Below are 16,859 nucleotides of genomic sequence, written 5' to 3'. Positions count from 1 at the left end.
GGCCCCGGCCCCGGCCCCGGCCCCCACCCCGGCCCCGGCCCCGGCCCCGGCCCCGGCCCCGGCCCCGGCCCCGGCCCCGGCCCTGGCCCCGGCCCCGGCCCTGGCCCCGGCCCCGGCCCCGGCCCCGGCCCCGGCCCCGGCCCCGGCCCCGGCCCCGGCCCTGGCCCCGGCCCCGGCCCTGGCCCCGGCCCTGGCCCTGGCCCTGGCCCTGGCCCCGGCCCCGGCCCCGGCCCCGGCCCTGGCCCCGGCCCTGGCCCTGGCCCTGGCCCTGGCCCCGGCCCTGGCCCCGGCCCTGGCCCTGGCCCTGGCCCCGGCCCCGGCCCCGGCCCCGGCCCCGGCCCCGGCCCCGGCCCCGGCCCCGGCCCCGACCCCCTGGCCCTGGCCCTGGCCCCGACCCCCGCGAAGCCCCCGCCAGGGACCGTCCCCGGCCCCGTGAAACCCCCGCCAAGAGACCGGCCAAGCCCCCGGCGAGGGAACCGGCCCCGACCCCCGCGAAGCCCCCGCTCAGGGCCCGCAGGGCGCCGGCCCGCGACCACCGGCGCGCGCACGCGGGCCACTCGCCCCCGATTGGCCCGCCCACAACCCCCGGCCCCCACCTACCGTGCCCCCATGGACCCCACGCTCGCCACCGACCTCGCCCACCTCCCCGCCCTCCTCGCCGCCACCCACCGCGCCGCCGCCACCACCCTCGCGACCCTCGACGCACGCCCCGTCGTACCGCCCCCCACGAAGCCCCCCACGAAGCCCCCCACCCCCGCCCCCCTCCCAGAGCACGCCACCGGCACGACCGCCGCCCTCGCCGCCTTCCAAGACCGCTGGGAGCCGCGCCTCTCCGCCTCCGCCGGCCCCCGCTACCTCGGCTTCGTCACCGGCGGCGCCACCCCCGCCGCCCTCGCCGGAGACTGGCTCACCTCCGCCCACGACCAGAACTCCAACTCCTCCTTCGACGGCGCCGGCCAGGACCTCGAACGCGAAACCGTCGGCTGGCTCCGCACGCTCTTCCACCTCTCCGACGCCCACTCCGGCACCTTCGTCTCCGGCGCCACCATGTCCAACACCACCGGCCTCGCCATCGCCCGCGAATGGCTCGGCGAACGCCTCGGCGTCTCCCCGGCCGAGGACGGCGTCGCCGCCCTCGGCCCCGTCCGCGTCCTCTCCGGCGCCCCGCACTCCTCCATCGCCAAGGCCCTCTCCATCCTCGGCCTGGGCCGGAGCTCCCTCGTCCGGATCCCCACCCTCCCCGACCGCGAGGCCGTCGACCCAGCCGCCCTGGACCGCGCCCTCGCGGACACCCCCGGCCCCGCCGTAGTCGTCGCCAACGCCGGCACCGTCAACACCGTCGACTTCGACGACCTCCCGGCCATCGCCGCCCTCCGCGACCGCCACGACTTCTGGCTGCACACCGACGCCGCCTTCGGCGCCTTCGCCGCCCTCTCCCCGGACCACGCCCACCTCGCCGACGGCATCGACGCCTCCGACTCCCTCTGCGTCGACCTGCACAAATGGCTGAACGTCCCCTACGACAGCGCAGTCCAGTTCACCCGCCGCCCCGACCTCCAGGCCCGCGTCTTCCAGGCTCGTATCTTTCAAGAGGGCGCCGCCTACCTCGGCTCCCTCGGCGACCAGCCCGACCTCGTCCACCTCACCCCGGAGAACTCCCACCGGCTGCGCGCCCTCGCCGCCTGGTTCACGCTCCGCGCGTACGGCCGCCAGGGCCACCGCGAGATCGTCGAACGCGACATCGCCTGCGCCCGCGCGCTGGGCGCCGCACTGGAACGGGACCCGGCCTTCCGCCTCCTCGCCCCGGTCCGCCTCAACGTCGCCTGCTTCACCCTCGCCGACGACCCCACCCCGGCCCGCCTGACGGCTCTCCGGGAGGCCGTGGGCGCCGAGGTCTTCGTCACCCCGACCGTCTACGCGGGAACCCCCGCCCTGCGCGCCGCGTTCTCCAACTGGCGTACCACGCAGGCGGATGTACGCCGGGCCGCGGAGGCCCTCGGCGCAGCAGCAAGGGAGATCGCATGACGAGCCGTCCCCTGACCCTCATCGAGGTGGAGGCCCTGGCGCGCACCGCGCACGAGGGCCAGACGGACAAGGCCGGCCGGCCCTACGCCGAGCACCTCGCGGCCGTGGCCGAAGGCGTCCGCCTGCGCGGCGGCAGTCCCGAACAGCAGGCGGCGGCCTGGCTCCACGACTCCATCGAGGACGAGGCCCTCAGCCTGACCTGGCTGGATTCCGCCGCCCTCCCGCAGTCCGTCAAGGACATGGTCCTCGCGGTCACCAAGCGCCCCGGCGAACCGGTCGAGCAGTACACGGCCCGCATCCTCGCCACTCCCGGCGCCCTGCTCGTCAAAGAGGCCGACCTGGCCCACAACGCCGATCCCGTACGGCTCTCCGTCCTGGACGGCCCCACCCGCGACCGGCTGTCCGCGAAGTACGCGTATGTCCGCTCCCTCCTCGGCCTCACCACCCCGTGACCCCCGCACCGCGCCCGAAATATGCTCTGCGCACAGTGCCGTTGGCGGAAACGGAACGATGGTGATTCGTCACGGGGCGGATAGCCGGGGCCCGTTGGTGGGAGGATGGTCCATGTGGGGGTGTGCGTGGCCGTGCGCCCCTGGCCGACCAGGGGACGACCGAAGGTGTGATCAGTAGTGGCCATTTCGCTGTCAGTGGTGGTTCTGTTGGCGGTCATCCTGGTGGTGCTGATCCGCGGCAACCACCTCAAGGCGGGCCCCGCCATCGTCGCGGCCCTCTTCGGGTTCTTCCTGGCGTCCAGCTCCATCGCGGACGACGTGAACCGTTTCCTCAACTCCCTCGCGACGATGATCGCGAACATCAAGCTCTAGCGGACCCCCTAGAGGTCCCGCCGTTCCTGCCGCGCTTCGGGGATGACGTGCTGCGCCTGGAGGTCGGCGTTCACCTGACCGCCCAGGGTCATGACGTTCAAGGTGGCCGAGTTCTCGTTGGCGATGGCCTTCTCCACCCGCGAGACCAGCCGCGTGAAGGACTCGCCGTCCGAGAGGCCGGCGTACGGTCCCACGCGGGTCTCGAAGTAGACCTGCTCGTGGCCCAGGAGCTGCTCGGTCGACCGGTAGTTCTTCCACATCTCGCGATAGCGGTAGACGCTCTCCAGCGACACCGAACAGACGACGACCAGGCTGAGCACCGTGGCGGTGATCCTGGCGAACGGCAGGTCGATGTTGACGAGCGCGGGAACCAGCGCACCGCCGACCACGGACGCGGTCCGCATCCTGAGATGCACGGCCTTCATCCTGACGGCCTTGCGGTCGTACCACCCCTGATACTGCGCGAGCCTCTCCAGATACCGCTGGGTCGCATCCGCCTCCGGCATGCGGGGAGTACACCGACACGCGACGGCGCCGTCAATGGAAAGCCCCGCCAAGCCCGGTAAATGGCCGGAAACAACGGAGGGCCAGGCCGAGGAAAAATCCTCCGACCTGGCCCTCACATGCTCAGAGCGGGCGACGGGAATCGAACCCGCGTAGCTAGTTTGGAAGACTAGGGCTCTACCATTGAGCTACGCCCGCAACGCGTGCGCCGCAGGTCCGGGGACCGCGGCACGAACAGCATCCTAGCGGGTCGCGCCGGGGGAGCGCACACCCCTTTCGCGTCGCGCGCGGCGACCTGTCGGCGAGTCGGTCCGCGAAGTCGCGAAACCCCGCGCGTCGGAGGGTCTCCGGGCATGTACCCTACGTGTCGCACCGACGGGGTGTGGCGCAGCTTGGTAGCGCGTCCGCTTTGGGAGCGGAAGGTCGTCGGTTCGAATCCGGCCACCCCGACCACCAGCAGTGTCCCCTTTTTCTTGCTCCATCGAGGGTCACCACAAGATCGCGTTGTGGGCTGATTGCCGCTTGCGGCTACTATGCAAGCTGCGTGCCCGTGTGTCTGATGTACCGGGCCGAAGTCCGCTGAACCGCTGAATCGCAGCGAGACGGCAGAACCCCCAGCAGTCAGCCACAAGGAGACCGAACCGTGAAGAGCGCCGTGGAGACCCTGAACCCGACCCGGGTTCGGCTCACTGTCGAGGTGCCCTTCGAGGAGCTCAAGGACAGCCTCGACGCGGCGTACAAGAAGATCAACCAGCAGGTCACGGTGAAGGGCTTCCGCAAGGGCAAGATCCCGGCCCGCGTCATCGACCAGCGCTTCGGCCGCGGTGCGGTCCTGGAGGAGGCCGTCAACGACGCCCTCCCGAAGTTCTACACCGAGGCGGTCAACGAGGCCGACCTGAACCCGCTGGGCCAGCCCGAGGTCGACATCACGGAGCTGAAGGACGGCGAGCTGCTGGCCTTCACCGCCGAGGTCGACGTGCGCCCCGAGATCGAGATCCCGGACTACTCCGGCATCGAGGTCGAGGTCGACGCCATCGAGGTCTCCGACGAGGACGTCGAGAAGTCGGTCGAGCAGCTGCGCGGTCGCTTCGCGTCCACCAAGGACGTCGAGCGCGCTGCCCAGGACGGCGACGTCGTGACGATCGACCTCGAGGCGAAGGTCGACGGCGAGGTGCTCGAGGACGGCGTCGCCTCCGACGTCTCCTACACCATCGGCTCGGGCGAGCTCCTCGAGGGCATCGACGAGGCCGTCAAGGGCCTGGAGGCCGGTGGCGAGGCCACCTTCACCTCCCAGCTGAAGGGCGGCTCCGCCGAGGGCAAGGACGCCGAGGTCACCGTCAAGGTCTCCAAGGTCTCCGCCCGCGAGCTGCCGGAGCTGGACGACGAGTTCGCGCAGATGGCGAGCGAGTTCGACACCCTCGACGAGCTCAAGGCCGACAGCCGCAAGCGCCTCGAGAACATGAAGCAGTACGACCAGGCCACGCAGGCCCAGGAGCGCGTCCTGGAGAAGCTGCTGGAGCTCGTCGAGGTGCCGATCCCCGAGAAGCTGCTCGAGGACGAGGTCAACACCCGCAAGCACAACCTGGAGCACCACCAGCTCGGCCAGATGGGTCTGACCATCGAGAAGTACCTGGAGTTCCAGGGCAAGACGGTCGAGGAGTTCGACGCCGAGACCAAGGAGCAGGCGGTCAAGGGCATCAAGACCCAGTTCGTCCTGGACGCCCTGGTCAACAAGGAGAAGCTGGGCGTCAACCAGGAGGAGCTCACCGAGCACCTCATGCGCCGTGCCGCCTCCTCCGGCATGTCCCCCGACCAGTTCGCCCAGGCCGTCGTCGAGGGTGGCCAGGTTCCGATGCTCGTCGGCGAGGTCGCCCGCGGCAAGGCCCTCGCGGTCGTCGTCGAGGCCGCCAAGGTCGTCGACACCAAGGGTGAGGTCGTCGACCTCTCCGACGACGAGGACGAGGTCGAGCAGGCCGCCGAGGTCGTCGAGGCGGCCGTCGAGTCCGACGCGGACGAGGCCAAGTAACACCCCGGGCGAAGCCCGCTGAGCAGGACCCCGAGCAGTGCCCCGAAGGGCCCGGACGCAGCCGCGTCCGGGCCCTTCGGCACAGGGCTCGAAAGGCCCCCGGACCTTGCGCTCCCAGCGAACAGTTCGGGAAGCGGGATGGCGTTGTCCGACCTGCGCGTTAGGGTCCATGAATACGAGGGCTCTGCATTACCCGGACGCCGGCGGACGTGTCCGCACCGGCCGGGTGCGCCCCAGAACGAGACGCTGAGACGGCACATGGCCGTCGGAGACGAGCAGGTGGATACGTGACGAATCTGAAGCCTTACGCCGCGGGTGAGCCGTCCATCGGTGGCGGCCTCGGCGACCATGTCTACAACCGGCTGCTCGGCGAGCGCATCATCTTCCTCGGCCAGCAGGTCGACGACGAGATCGCCAACAAGATCACGGCGCAGCTCCTCCTCTTGGCCGCCGAGCCTGAGAAGGACATCTACCTGTACATCAACAGCCCCGGTGGCTCCGTGACGGCGGGCATGGCGGTCTACGACACCATGCAGTACATCCCGAACGACGTCGTCACCATCGGCATGGGCATGGCGGCCTCCATGGGCCAGTTCCTGCTCACCGGTGGCACCGCGGGCAAGCGCTTCGCGCTCCCGAACACCGACATCCTGATGCACCAGGGTTCCGCCGGCATCGGCGGCACCGCCTCGGACATCAAGATCCAGGCCCAGTACCTGCTGCGTACCAAGCAGCGCATGGCTGAGATCACCGCGCACCACTCCGGCCAGACCGTGGAGGCGATCATCCGCGACGGCGACCGCGACCGCTGGTTCACGGCGGAGGAGGCCAAGGAGTACGGCCTCATCGACGAGATCATCTCCGCCGCGTCCCTGGTCCCGGGCGGCGGCGGCACCGGGGCCTGATCCCGGCCCCGGCGCGCGAGACCTCGTACGACGTCCCGTACGCCAGCCCGTACCAGGCAAGCCTCAGCCCGCAGAACGCCACCAGGATGGTGAACACCCAGATGCACATGAACAACCTTTCTCCCGCGAGCGGCCTCTACACCGGCCCCCAGGTGGACAACCGCTACGTCATCCCGCGCTTCGTCGAGCGCACCTCGCAGGGCGTGCGCGAGTACGACCCGTACGCGAAGCTCTTCGAGGAGCGCGTGATCTTCCTCGGGGTGCAGATCGACGACGCCTCCGCCAACGACGTCATGGCGCAGCTGCTGTGCCTGGAGTCGATGGACCCGGACCGCGACATCTCGATCTACATCAACAGCCCCGGTGGCTCCTTCACCGCGCTGACGGCCATCTACGACACGATGCAGTTCGTGAAGCCGGACATCCAGACGGTCTGCATGGGCCAGGCGGCCTCCGCCGCCGCGGTCCTGCTCGCCGCCGGCACCCCCGGCAAGCGCATGGCCCTGCCGAACGCCCGTGTGCTGATCCACCAGCCCTCCGGCGGCACCGGCCGTGAGCAGCTCTCCGACCTGGAGATCGCGGCCAACGAGATCCTGCGCATGCGCGACCAGCTGGAGACCATGCTGGCCAAGCACTCGACGACGCCGATCGAGAAGATCCGCGACGACATCGAGCGCGACAAGATCCTCACTGCCGAGGACGCGCTCGCGTACGGCCTGATCGACCAGATCGTTTCCACCCGTAAGAGCAGCGCGGTCTGATCCTTGCCGCCAGTTGGCGTGAGCACGCTGCCGGATTGGGCGGTGTGAACCACGTCAAGGGGGCCCCGTACGGGGCCCCCGGCAAGGTACCGTCGGATATGAGGCACCAGGAGCGCTGAACCAGGCGTCTCCCAGGCGAAGGGGAAGCACCTCGTGGCACGCATCGGTGACGGCGGCGACCTGCTCAAGTGCTCGTTCTGCGGAAAGAGCCAGAAGCAGGTGAAGAAGCTCATCGCAGGACCCGGTGTGTACATCTGCGACGAGTGCATCGACCTCTGCAACGAGATCATCGAAGAGGAGCTCGCGGAGACCTCCGAGGTGCGGTGGGAGGAACTCCCGAAGCCCCGTGAGATCTACGAGTTCCTGGAGAGCTACGTCGTCGGCCAGGAGCCGGCGAAGAAGGCGCTCTCCGTCGCGGTGTACAACCACTACAAGCGGGTCCAGGCCGGCGAGAACGGCGGCGCGCAGGGCCGCGACGACGCGATCGAGCTCGCGAAGTCCAACATCCTGTTGCTGGGCCCCACGGGCTCCGGCAAGACCCTCCTCGCCCAGACGCTCGCGCGCATGCTGAACGTCCCGTTCGCCATCGCCGACGCGACGGCGCTGACGGAGGCCGGGTACGTCGGCGAGGACGTCGAGAACATCCTGCTGAAGCTGATCCAGGCGGCCGACTACGACGTCAAGAAGGCCGAGACCGGGATCATCTACATCGACGAGATCGACAAGGTCGCGCGCAAGAGCGAGAACCCGTCGATCACCCGTGATGTGAGCGGCGAGGGCGTTCAGCAGGCCCTGCTCAAGATCCTTGAGGGGACGACCGCCTCCGTCCCGCCGCAGGGCGGCCGCAAGCACCCGCACCAGGAGTTCATCCAGATCGACACGACTAACGTGCTCTTCATCGTGGGCGGCGCCTTCGCCGGCCTGGAGAAGATCATCGAGTCGCGTGCGGGCGCCAAGGGCATCGGCTTCGGGGCGACGATCCGCTCGAAGCGCGAGATCGAGGCGAGCGACCAGTTCCAGGAGGTCATGCCGGAGGACCTGGTGAAGTTCGGGATGATCCCCGAGTTCATCGGCCGCCTCCCCGTCCTGACCTCCGTGCACAACCTGGACCGCGAGGCCCTGCTCCAGATCCTCATCGAGCCGCGTAACGCGCTGGTGAAGCAGTACCAGCGGTTGTTCGAACTCGACGGTGTCGAGCTGGACTTCGAGCGCGAGGCGCTGGAAGCCATCGCGGACCAGGCGATCCTCCGCCAGACCGGCGCGCGCGGCCTGCGCGCCATCATGGAGGAGGTCCTGATGTCGGTGATATACGAGGTCCCGTCCCGCAAGGACGTGGCCCGCGTGGTCATCACCGCGGATGTGGTCCGCTCCAACGTCAACCCGACGCTGGTCCCGCGGATCGTCCCGAAGGACCAGGGCCCGCACGAGAAGTCGGCCTAGACGCAAGAGGTACGCAGAAGGGGCGCCCCCGGCTGGGGGCGCCCCTTCTGCGTGTGTGCCGCCCGCCGCTACTTCTTGACGCGGGAGGTGTTGTAGAGCTTCGCGGCGAAGTCGGCGGTCTGCTCCAGCGTGTAGCCCTTGCCGCCGCCGAGGATGGCGGCCACGTCCATGGCGCTGACCATGCTCATGGTGCTGTAGTCACCCCAGATGCAGATCGGCATCGTGAATTCCTTGGGGCCCTTGGACTTGGTGTCCGTGGAGACGAACTTGGCCTCCTGGCACTTGAGCACAGCGCCCTTGAAGCCGGCCGGGGTGATCGCCTTGGGCGTGCCGACGAGCTCGGCCTTGCCGTCCTTGTCGTCCTTGCCGGCCTTCAGCTTGGCCATCGCGAAGTACGCGTCCACGGCCTTCTCCGGGTCCGCGATCTCGCCGTAGACACCCTGGAAGTTGATCGCCTTCATCGACAGCGGGTTGCTCGGGTCGCCGGACACGTAGTCCATGCCCACCTGGGTGGGGTTCTTGACGCCGGCGGCCTCGGCCTCCTTCTTGTCCTCGTCGGTGAACTCCTCCTGCGTGTACTTCGGGTCCTTCTTGAAGGTGTCCACCGTCTCCGGGGCGACCAGCTTGTAGCCCTTGGTGTCCGCCGCGATGGAGCCGCCGGCGCCGCCGCCCTTCAGGAAGTACCAGCCGCCGCCCGCGATCAGCGCGACCGCGACGACCACCGCGATGATCACGCCGGCCTTGGACTTCTTCGGCTGCTGCGGGGGCATGCCGCCGTACGGGGGCTGCTGGTAGCCGTAGCCCGGCTGCTGGGGCTGCTGCGGGTAGCCCTGCGGGGGCACGCCCGGCTGCTGCGGGTAGCCGTAGCCGGGCTGGGGGGCGGGCTGCCCGTAGGGACCCGGCGGCGGGGGCTGCTGCCCGTAAGGTCCCGGCTGCTGCGGCTGCTGCCCGTAAGGCCCTGGCTGGTTGTAGCTCATCCCTGCGTCCCCCTTTAGGAACTTCTTATGTTTGCCCACATCCTCTCGGAAGATCGACTCTGTCCGGGCGCCGGGGTCCCAGGCGTTACGGAACTACGACGCGGGTACCGGGCGGCCGCCGCGCGGTATCGATTCGTAACGGGGGTGGGGCCACCCTTATCCTGTGGCTCGTGACCGAGAACACGCAGACACCCAGCAGCCCCAACTCCGAATTGCCGACCTCGTACGCGCCGGCCGAGGTAGAGGGGAAGCTCTACGAGCGCTGGGTGGAGCGTGGGTACTTCACGGCCGATCCCGCGAGCGAGAAGCCCGCGTACACCATCGTCATCCCGCCGCCGAACGTCACCGGCTCCCTGCACCTGGGGCACGCCTTCCAGCACACGCTCATGGACGCGCTGACCCGCCGCAAGCGGATGCAGGGCTACGAGTCGCTGTGGCTGCCCGGCATGGACCACGCTGGCATCGCCACCCAGAACAAGGTCGAGCAGCAGCTCGCCGAGGAGGGCAAGTCCCGCCACGACCTGGGCCGCGAGGAGTTCGTCGAGCGGGTCTGGCAGTGGAAGGAAGAGTACGGCGGCAAGATCCTCGGCCAGATGCGCCGCCTCGGCGACGGCGTCGACTGGTCCCGTGAGCGGTTCACCATGGACGAGGGCCTGTCCAAGGCCGTCCAGACCATCTTCAAGAAGCTCTACGACGACGAGCTGATCTACCGCGCCGAGCGCATCATCAACTGGTGCCCCCGCTGTCTGACGGCCATCTCCGACATCGAGGTGGAGTACCAGGAGGACGCGGGCGAGCTCGTCTCCATCAAGTACGGCGAGGGCGAGGACACCCTGGTCGTCGCCACGACCCGCGCCGAGACGATGCTCGGTGACACGGCCATCGCCGTCCACCCGGACGACGAGCGCTACAAGCACCTGCTCGGCAAGCTCATCAAGCTCCCGCTGACCGACCGCTCGATCCCGGTCGTCGCGGACACGCACGTCGACCCCGAGTTCGGCACCGGCTGCGTCAAGGTGACCCCGGCGCACGACCCGAACGACTTCGCCATCGGGCAGCGCCACGGCCTGCCCAATATGACGATCATGGACGAGCACGGCGTCATCACCGTCCACGGCCCCTTCCTCGGCCTGGACCGCTTCGAGGCCCGTTCCGCGGTCGTCGGCGCCCTGCGCCAGCAGGGCCGGATCATCGCCGAGAAGCGCCCGTACCTGCACTCCGTCGGGCACTGCTCGCGCTGCAGCACCACCGTCGAGCCCCGCCTGTCCCTCCAGTGGTGGGTCAAGGTCGAGACCCTCGCCAAGGCCGCCGGTGACGCGGTCCGTGACGACCGGGTCACGATCCACCCGAAGGAGATGGAGAAGCGCTACTTCGACTGGGTCGACAACCTCAACGACTGGTGCATCTCGCGCCAGCTGTGGTGGGGCCACCGGATCCCGGTCTGGTACGGCCCGAACGGTGAGGTCGTCTGCGTCGGACCGGACGACGAGGCGCCGACGGGTGAGGGCTGGGTCCAGGACACCGACGTCCTCGACACCTGGTTCTCGTCCGGCCTGTGGCCGTTCTCGACGCTGGGCTGGCCGGAGAAGACCCCGGACCTGGCGAAGTTCTACTCCACCGACGTCCTGGTCACCGGCCACGACATCATCTTCTTCTGGGTCGCCCGGATGATGATGTTCGGCCTGTACGCCATGGACGGCGAGGTCCCCTTCAAGACGATCGCGCTGACCGGTCTGGTCCGCGACGAGCGCGGCAAGAAGATGTCGAAGTCCTTCGGCAACGTCGTCGACCCGCTGGACTGGATGGACAAGTACGGCTCCGACGCCGTCCGCTTCACCCTGGCCAAGGGCGCCAACCCGGGCACCGACGTGCCGATCGGCGAGGACTGGGTCCAGGCGTCCAGCAAGTTCGCCAACAAGATCTGGAACGCCACGCGCTTCGCGCTGATGAACGGCGCCACCATCGAGGGCGAGCTGCCGCCGGTCGAGCAGCTGTCCGCGACCGACCGGTGGATCCTGTCGCGCCTCAACAAGACGGTCGCGCAGGTCGACGCGTACTACGACGACTTCCAGTTCTCGAAGCTCAGCGAGGCGCTGTACCACTTCGCCTGGGACGAGGTCTTCGACTGGTACGTCGAGCTCTCGAAGACGACCTTCTTCGCGGGTGGCGAGCCCGCCAAGGCCTCGGCCCGGGTCCTCGGCGAGGTCCTCGACGTGATGCTGCGCCTGCTGCACCCGGTGGTCCCGTTCGTCACCGAGACGCTGTGGACCACGCTGACCGGCGGCGAGTCCCTCGTGATCGCTGACTGGCCGAAGGACAGTGGCTTGCGCGACGAGGCCGCCGAGGCCGAGATCGAGGGCGTCCAGAGCCTGGTCAGGGAGGTCCGCCGGTTCCGCAAGGAGCAGGGCCTCGACGACAAGCAGAAGGTCCCGGCCCGCCTGGACCTGGCGGGCACCGCGCTCGCCGCCCACGAGGACGCCATCCGCCAGGTGCTGCGCCTCCAGCCGGAGGGCGAGGCCTTCAGCGCCACCGCGACCCTGCCGGTCGCCGGCGCCACCGTCGCGCTCGACCTGTCGGGCACCATCGACGTCGAGGCCGAGCGCAAGCGCCTGACCAAGGACCTCGGCGCCGCCGAGAAGGAGAAGCAGCAGGCCGAGGCGAAGCTCGGGAACGAGGCCTTCCTGGCCAAGGCCCCCGACAACGTCGTGGACAAGATCAAGGGCCGCCTGGCCAAGGCCGAGGCGGACATCGCCCGGATCCAGTCCCAGCTGGCCACGCTGCCGGCCGCGTAACACCCCGTACGAGAAGGGCCCCCGCACCGTTCGACCGGTGCGGGGGCCCTTCGCGTACGCGCTTCACAGCAGGCGGCTGCCGAACTCCGTCAGGATCAGCACGGCCACCACGCCGTACGCGGTGAGTGGCACCAGCCAGTGGGGGAGGGCCCGCAGCCGGGAGCCGGGTCCGGAGAGGTGCCGTGTGACGTACCAGAAGAGCGGGATCATCACCGCCCAGACGACCATGCACCACGGACACAGCGCCCCGATCACGTACAGGCACTGGCCGACCAGCCACACCGTGAAGGCGAACCCCGCCGCGATCCCGGCCCACAGGCCGCGCCACAGCCACCGCGGGAACCGGGCCCCGGCCACCAGCGCGATCCCCAGACCCGAGAGCGCCGCGAAGCCGGCGACGCCGAGCAGCATGTTGGGGAAGCCCAGCAGATTGCCCTGCCAGGTGGTCATCACGTCGCCGCAGCTCAGTACCGCGTTGACATTGCATCCCGGGGTGAAGAGGGGGTCCTCCAGGGTGCGGATGCGGTCGTGGGTGAGCACGCCGGAGGCCAGCGTGCCGATCAGCCCGCCGACCAGCAGGAGCAGGGCGGTGCCGCGGGAGTGCGTGGTCATCTTTCCGACGTTACGAGCGCCGCGCGAGCCGGGGCAGAGCGGAAGGTCGTCGGTCCGCTGGGCCTTTCGACCTGTCCAAAGTGCCCTAAATCACTCTTTCTCGGGTCGGGTGAATCCCGATCCCGGATGCTCACCACGGATGATGGAGGGCATGCACGTCAAGCCCGTCGCCTCGGCGCTCCACTGGGCCGCGGCCTCCGGCCGCCGGCTGACCCGGGGCTGGGCAGGCTCGCAACGGGCGCTGGACCTGCTCACGGCGATCAGCTGTCTCGCCCTGATGGCGCTGGACCTGCCCGGCCTGGCCGCCGCCGACAACTCGCTCAACGGCCCGCTGGCCGCCGCCGTCCTGGCCGCCGGCTGTTCGACCCTGCTGGTGCGGCGGCGCGTGCCGTGGATCTCGTACCTCGCGGCGCTGCTGTTCATAGGCTGGCTGCACGAGCTCACCCTGATCCAGTTCGCGCTCTACTCGGTGGGCCGCTACCGCGGCCGCCGCGCCGGGATCCTGGCCACCCTCGCGTACCTGTGCTTCGCGCTGGTGATGTTCAACGTCCCGGGCTGGCCGGAGTCCACGACGCTGAGCGGTTTCCTCAGCCTGGTCGTGCCCATCGGGGCGCTCGCCTCGGCCGTGGGCATCGCCGCGTACCGGCACGACCTGGTGGCGGAGCTCACCGCCCGGCGGGCCGAGTCCGCCGTGCTCCAGGCCGTCCAGCAGGAGCGCACCTCCGTCGCCCGCGACGTCCACGACTTCGTCGGGCGGGAGCTGACCCTGCTGACGGTGCGCTCCGAGGTGCTGTCGATGCGGGCGCGCGAGACGGCGTACGCCAAGGACTTCGAGGAGCTCGCCGACACCGCGCGCCGGGCCCACCTGGTGCTGAACGAGATCATCGTGCAGCGCGGGGAGCGGGCTGCCTCGACCCCGGGGGTGGACGGGCTGCCGGCGCTCGCGGAGGAGAGCGGGCGGGCCGGTTCGCCCGTACGGCTGGCCATGGATCCGGACGTCAACGGGCTGTCGCCGCTGCGGCAGGCGGCGGTCTACCGGGTGGTCCAGGAGTGCCTGACCAACGCGGCCAAGCACGCGCGCGGGCAGACCATCGACGTGTCGATCGCGACGGACGGCCCGCGGTTGCGGATCGCCGTCAGCAACGCGCTGGCCGGCCGGACCCCCGGCCGGGCCCCCGTCTCGGCGGGCTCGGGCACGGCGAGCATGTCCGAGCGCGTCCGCAGCCTGGGCGGCGAGCTGACGGCGACGCGTACGGAGGACACGTACGAGGTCGTGGCGACGCTGCCCCGCGGCTAGCTATGCCTTCGCCGGGGCCAGCAGCCCGTTCAGCGTGTCCAGGTCCTCCACGCAGCGGCCCGAGCCGAGGGCCACGCAGTCCAGCGGGTTGTCGGCGACGAAGACCGGGATGCCGGTCGCGGAGGCCATCCGCAGGTCCAGGCCGGGCAGCAGCGCGCCGCCGCCGGTCAGGACGATGCCGTGTTCCATCACGTCGCCGGAGAGCTCCGGAGGGCATTCCTCCAGGGTGGTGCGGACCGCCGCGATGATCATCTCGACCGGCTCGTCGAGCGCGGCCCGTACGTCCGACGCGCTCAGCGAGAGCGTCTTCGGCATGCCGCCGACCTTCTCGCGCCCGCGCACGGTGAAGGTGCGGGTCTCCAGCTCGGGCAGGTCCGGCACCGGCCAGGCCGAGCCGATGGCCACCTTGACGTCCTCGGCGGTGCGCTCGCCGATGAGCAGGGCGTGCTCCTTGCGGACGTAGTCCATGATCGCCGCGTCGAGCCGGTCACCGCCGACGCGCAGCGACTGGGAGGTGACGATGCCGCCCAGGGAGATGACGGCCACCTCGGAGGTGCCGCCGCCGATGTCCACGACCATCGAGCCGCGCGGTTCGGCCACCGGCAGCCCGGCGCCGATCGCCGCGGCCATCGGCTCCTCGATCAGGTGCACGGCCTTGGCGCCGGCCCGGGTGGAGGCGTGGATGATGGCCCGCCGCTCGACCTGGGTGACCCCGGAGGGCACGCAGATCACCATCCGGGTGCGGGGGCGCCGGCCCGGGACCGCCTTGCGCACGAAGTGCCGGATCATCTCCTCGGCGGCCTCGTAGTCGCAGATCACGCCGTCCTTCAGGGGGCGGATCGCGGTGATGGAGCCGGGGGTGCGCCCGATGGTCTCCTTGGCCTCCGCCCCGACGGCCAGCGCGGTGGTGGTGCCCGCCTTCACGGCGACCACCGACGGCTCGTTCAGGACGATCCCGTGCCCCCGTGCGTAGACGAGGGTGTTGGCGGTCCCCAGGTCTATCCCTATGTCGCGGCTGGATGCCGTCTTGTTGGGCCCCGTCATTTCAGTGCGCGCCTGCGGCATTTGTTCCCCTATCTCCTGCCCGCAAGGCTTGCATAACGATCTGGTCGCCCCGCCCGCCGAAAGTCCCGAAACGCCCGGGTCGAAAGTCCCGCGGGTCCTCGTCCGTAGACTGGGCGTGTGAGTGAGCAGCAGCCCGAGAGCGACGACCGCTTCGACGAGTTCGACCAGATCGTGGCGGAGGAATCCGACCGCGACCCCGACCTGGCGGTGATCGAGGCCGGCAGCCGCACCCTGCGCGCGCAGGCCGGACCGCCACAGGGCGACCCGGTACCCGCCCGGCCCACCGACCCGGAAGTGGCGAAGGCGCTGCTGGAGGTGGAGCAGGAGCTCTCCACCCGCTGGGGCGAGACCAAGCTGGAGCCGTCGGTGTCGCGGATCGCGGCGCTGATGGACGTACTGGGCGAGCCGCAGCGCGCGTACCCCTCCATCCACGTCACCGGCACCAACGGCAAGACCAGCACGGCCCGCATGATCGAGGCCCTGCTGAACGCCTTCGAGCTGCGCACCGGCCGCTACACCAGCCCGCACGTGCAGTCGATCACCGAGCGGATCAGCCTCGACGGGGCGCCGATCGACCCGGAGCGGTTCGTCGAGACGTACTACGACATCAAGCCGTACGTGGAGATGGTCGACGCCGCCGAGGAGTACCGGCTGTCGTTCTTCGAGGTCCTCACCGGAATGGCGTACGCGGCCTTCGCGGACGCCCCGGTCGACGCCGCCGTGGTCGAGGTCGGCATGGGAGGCAGCTGGGACGCGACCAACGTCATCGACGCCTCGGTCGCGGTGATCACCCCCATCAGCCTGGACCACACGGACCGGCTCGGCTCCACGCCCGGCGAGATCGCCCTGGAGAAGGGCGGCATCATCAAGCAGGGCGCGACCCTCATCCTGGCGCAGCAGCCGGTGGACGCCGCCCAGGCGCTGCTGAAGAAGGCCGTCGAGGTGGACGCGACGGTGGCCCGCGAGGGCATGGAGTTCGGCGTGGTCGCGCGCGAGGTCGCGGTCGGCGGGCAGCAGCTGACGCTGCGCGGCATGGGCGGGGAGTACGAAGGCATCTTCCTGCCGCTGTACGGCGCCCACATGGCGCACAACGCGGCGGTGGCGCTGGCCGCGGTCGAGGCCTTCTTCGGGATCGGCCAGGAGGGTGCCCGCGTCCTGGACGTGGAGACCGTACGACAGGCCTTCGCCTCGGTGACCTCGCCGGGCCGCATGGAGGTCGTGCGGCGCAGCCCGACGGTGGTCCTGGACGCGGCGCACAACCCGGCGGGCGCGGCGGTCACCGCGGAGGCGGTCACCGAGTCCTTCGGGTTCAGCCGGCTGATCGGGGTCGTGGCCGCGAGCGAGGGCAAGGACGTCCGCGGGGTGCTGGAGGCCTTCGAGCCGATCTTCGCGGAGGTGGTGGTGACGGAGAACTCCAGCCACCGGGCGATGGGCGCGGACGAGCTGGCGGCCGTCGCGGTCGAGGTCTTCGGCCAGGACCGGGTCCAGGTGGAGCCGCGGCTGGACGACGCCCTGGAGGCGGCGATCACCCTGGCGGAGGAAGAGGCCGAGTACGGAGGGGCCGGGGTCCTGGTGACCGGTTCCGTGATCACGGTGGGCGAGGCCCGCCTGCTGCTGAAGAGGGGCTGAGG

Annotated in this window: 14 protein-coding genes, 2 tRNA genes and 1 pseudogene; 12 read left to right on the top strand and 5 right to left on the bottom strand. The window is 70.3% G+C overall.

Features of this window, described 5'->3' with window-relative positions; translation table 11 throughout:
• The 4 genes and pseudogenes from ACGFYU_RS33200 to ACGFYU_RS33185 form a co-directional block, all read left to right on the top strand.
• A pseudogene (locus ACGFYU_RS33200) lies at window positions 1–436 on the top strand (hypothetical protein); the annotation flags it as partial.
• A 173-nt stretch (window positions 437–609) separates the two neighbouring features.
• Window positions 610–2,025 carry a pyridoxal phosphate-dependent decarboxylase family protein gene (locus ACGFYU_RS33195; RefSeq protein ID WP_393831005.1) on the top strand — a complete coding sequence of 472 codons (1,416 nt, stop codon included), beginning with the start codon at window positions 610–612 and terminating at the stop codon, window positions 2,023–2,025.
• Window positions 2,022–2,477 (top strand): HD domain-containing protein, encoded by a 456-nt coding sequence (locus tag ACGFYU_RS33190; protein ID WP_393831004.1) that lies wholly within the window; start codon window positions 2,022–2,024, stop codon window positions 2,475–2,477. The genes ACGFYU_RS33195 and ACGFYU_RS33190 overlap by 4 nt, the downstream gene beginning before the upstream one ends.
• A gap of 177 nt (window positions 2,478–2,654) precedes the next feature.
• Window positions 2,655–2,849, top strand: coding sequence for a hypothetical protein (locus tag ACGFYU_RS33185; RefSeq protein WP_393831003.1), 195 nt, complete (start codon window positions 2,655–2,657; stop codon window positions 2,847–2,849).
• A gap of 8 nt (window positions 2,850–2,857) precedes the next feature.
• Here the strand turns inward: ACGFYU_RS33185 and ACGFYU_RS33180 are convergent, their stop codons facing one another.
• Window positions 2,858–3,355 (bottom strand): DUF4231 domain-containing protein, encoded by a 498-nt coding sequence (locus ACGFYU_RS33180; protein WP_393831002.1) that lies wholly within the window; start codon window positions 3,353–3,355, stop codon window positions 2,858–2,860.
• 125 nt (window positions 3,356–3,480) lie between these two features.
• Window positions 3,481–3,551: transfer RNA gene (locus tag ACGFYU_RS33175), tRNA-Gly, on the bottom strand.
• A gap of 178 nt (window positions 3,552–3,729) precedes the next feature.
• Here ACGFYU_RS33175 and ACGFYU_RS33170 point away from each other — a divergent pair.
• The 5 genes from ACGFYU_RS33170 (at window position 3,730) to clpX (ending at window position 8,485) form a co-directional block, all read left to right on the top strand.
• Window positions 3,730–3,806, top strand: a tRNA-Pro gene (locus ACGFYU_RS33170).
• A 190-nt stretch (window positions 3,807–3,996) separates the two neighbouring features.
• Window positions 3,997–5,379, top strand: a complete 1,383-nt coding sequence (gene tig / locus ACGFYU_RS33165; RefSeq protein WP_393831001.1) for a trigger factor — start codon at window positions 3,997–3,999, stop codon at window positions 5,377–5,379.
• A gap of 287 nt (window positions 5,380–5,666) precedes the next feature.
• Window positions 5,667–6,284, top strand: coding sequence for an ATP-dependent Clp protease proteolytic subunit (locus ACGFYU_RS33160; protein ID WP_329195206.1), 618 nt, complete (start codon window positions 5,667–5,669; stop codon window positions 6,282–6,284).
• A gap of 86 nt (window positions 6,285–6,370) precedes the next feature.
• Window positions 6,371–7,045, top strand: a complete 675-nt coding sequence (locus ACGFYU_RS33155) for an ATP-dependent Clp protease proteolytic subunit (RefSeq protein WP_382641456.1) — start codon at window positions 6,371–6,373, stop codon at window positions 7,043–7,045.
• 153 nt (window positions 7,046–7,198) lie between these two features.
• Window positions 7,199–8,485, top strand: a complete 1,287-nt coding sequence (gene clpX, locus ACGFYU_RS33150) for an ATP-dependent Clp protease ATP-binding subunit ClpX (protein WP_393831000.1) — start codon at window positions 7,199–7,201, stop codon at window positions 8,483–8,485.
• Window positions 8,486–8,553: 68 nt separating this feature from the next.
• Here the strand turns inward: clpX and ACGFYU_RS33145 are convergent, their stop codons facing one another.
• A complete protein-coding gene (locus tag ACGFYU_RS33145) occupies window positions 8,554–9,462 on the bottom strand; it encodes a hypothetical protein (RefSeq protein WP_393830999.1) in 909 nt (302 codons plus the stop codon).
• A 170-nt stretch (window positions 9,463–9,632) separates the two neighbouring features.
• Between ACGFYU_RS33145 and ACGFYU_RS33140 the strand changes: the two genes are divergently transcribed.
• Complete coding sequence (locus ACGFYU_RS33140) at window positions 9,633–12,254, top strand: valine--tRNA ligase (protein ID WP_393830998.1); 2,622 nt, start codon at window positions 9,633–9,635, stop codon at window positions 12,252–12,254.
• A 63-nt stretch (window positions 12,255–12,317) separates the two neighbouring features.
• Here the strand turns inward: ACGFYU_RS33140 and ACGFYU_RS33135 are convergent, their stop codons facing one another.
• Window positions 12,318–12,866 carry a vitamin K epoxide reductase family protein gene (locus tag ACGFYU_RS33135; protein WP_393830997.1) on the bottom strand — a complete coding sequence of 183 codons (549 nt, stop codon included), beginning with the start codon at window positions 12,864–12,866 and terminating at the stop codon, window positions 12,318–12,320.
• A gap of 151 nt (window positions 12,867–13,017) precedes the next feature.
• Between ACGFYU_RS33135 and ACGFYU_RS33130 the strand changes: the two genes are divergently transcribed.
• Complete coding sequence (locus ACGFYU_RS33130) at window positions 13,018–14,163, top strand: sensor histidine kinase (RefSeq protein ID WP_393830996.1); 1,146 nt, start codon at window positions 13,018–13,020, stop codon at window positions 14,161–14,163.
• Here ACGFYU_RS33130 and ACGFYU_RS33125 read toward each other — a convergent pair whose 3' ends face one another.
• Window positions 14,164–15,207, bottom strand: a complete 1,044-nt coding sequence (locus tag ACGFYU_RS33125; protein WP_393830995.1) for a rod shape-determining protein — start codon at window positions 15,205–15,207, stop codon at window positions 14,164–14,166.
• Between the two features lie 138 nt (window positions 15,208–15,345).
• On the opposite strand from ACGFYU_RS33125, the gene ACGFYU_RS33120 reads away from it, so the two are divergent.
• Window positions 15,346–16,857 (top strand): bifunctional folylpolyglutamate synthase/dihydrofolate synthase, encoded by a 1,512-nt coding sequence (locus ACGFYU_RS33120; protein ID WP_393830994.1) that lies wholly within the window; start codon window positions 15,346–15,348, stop codon window positions 16,855–16,857.
• The last annotated feature ends 2 nt before the right edge of the window (window positions 16,858–16,859 follow it).

This window comes from Streptomyces sp. NPDC048337 (assembly GCF_043201175.1).
Taxonomy (GTDB): Bacteria; Actinomycetota; Actinomycetes; order Streptomycetales; family Streptomycetaceae; genus Streptomyces.
Note: the sequence above shows the minus strand (reverse complement) of the source record. Positions and strands in the feature narration are given on the sequence as shown.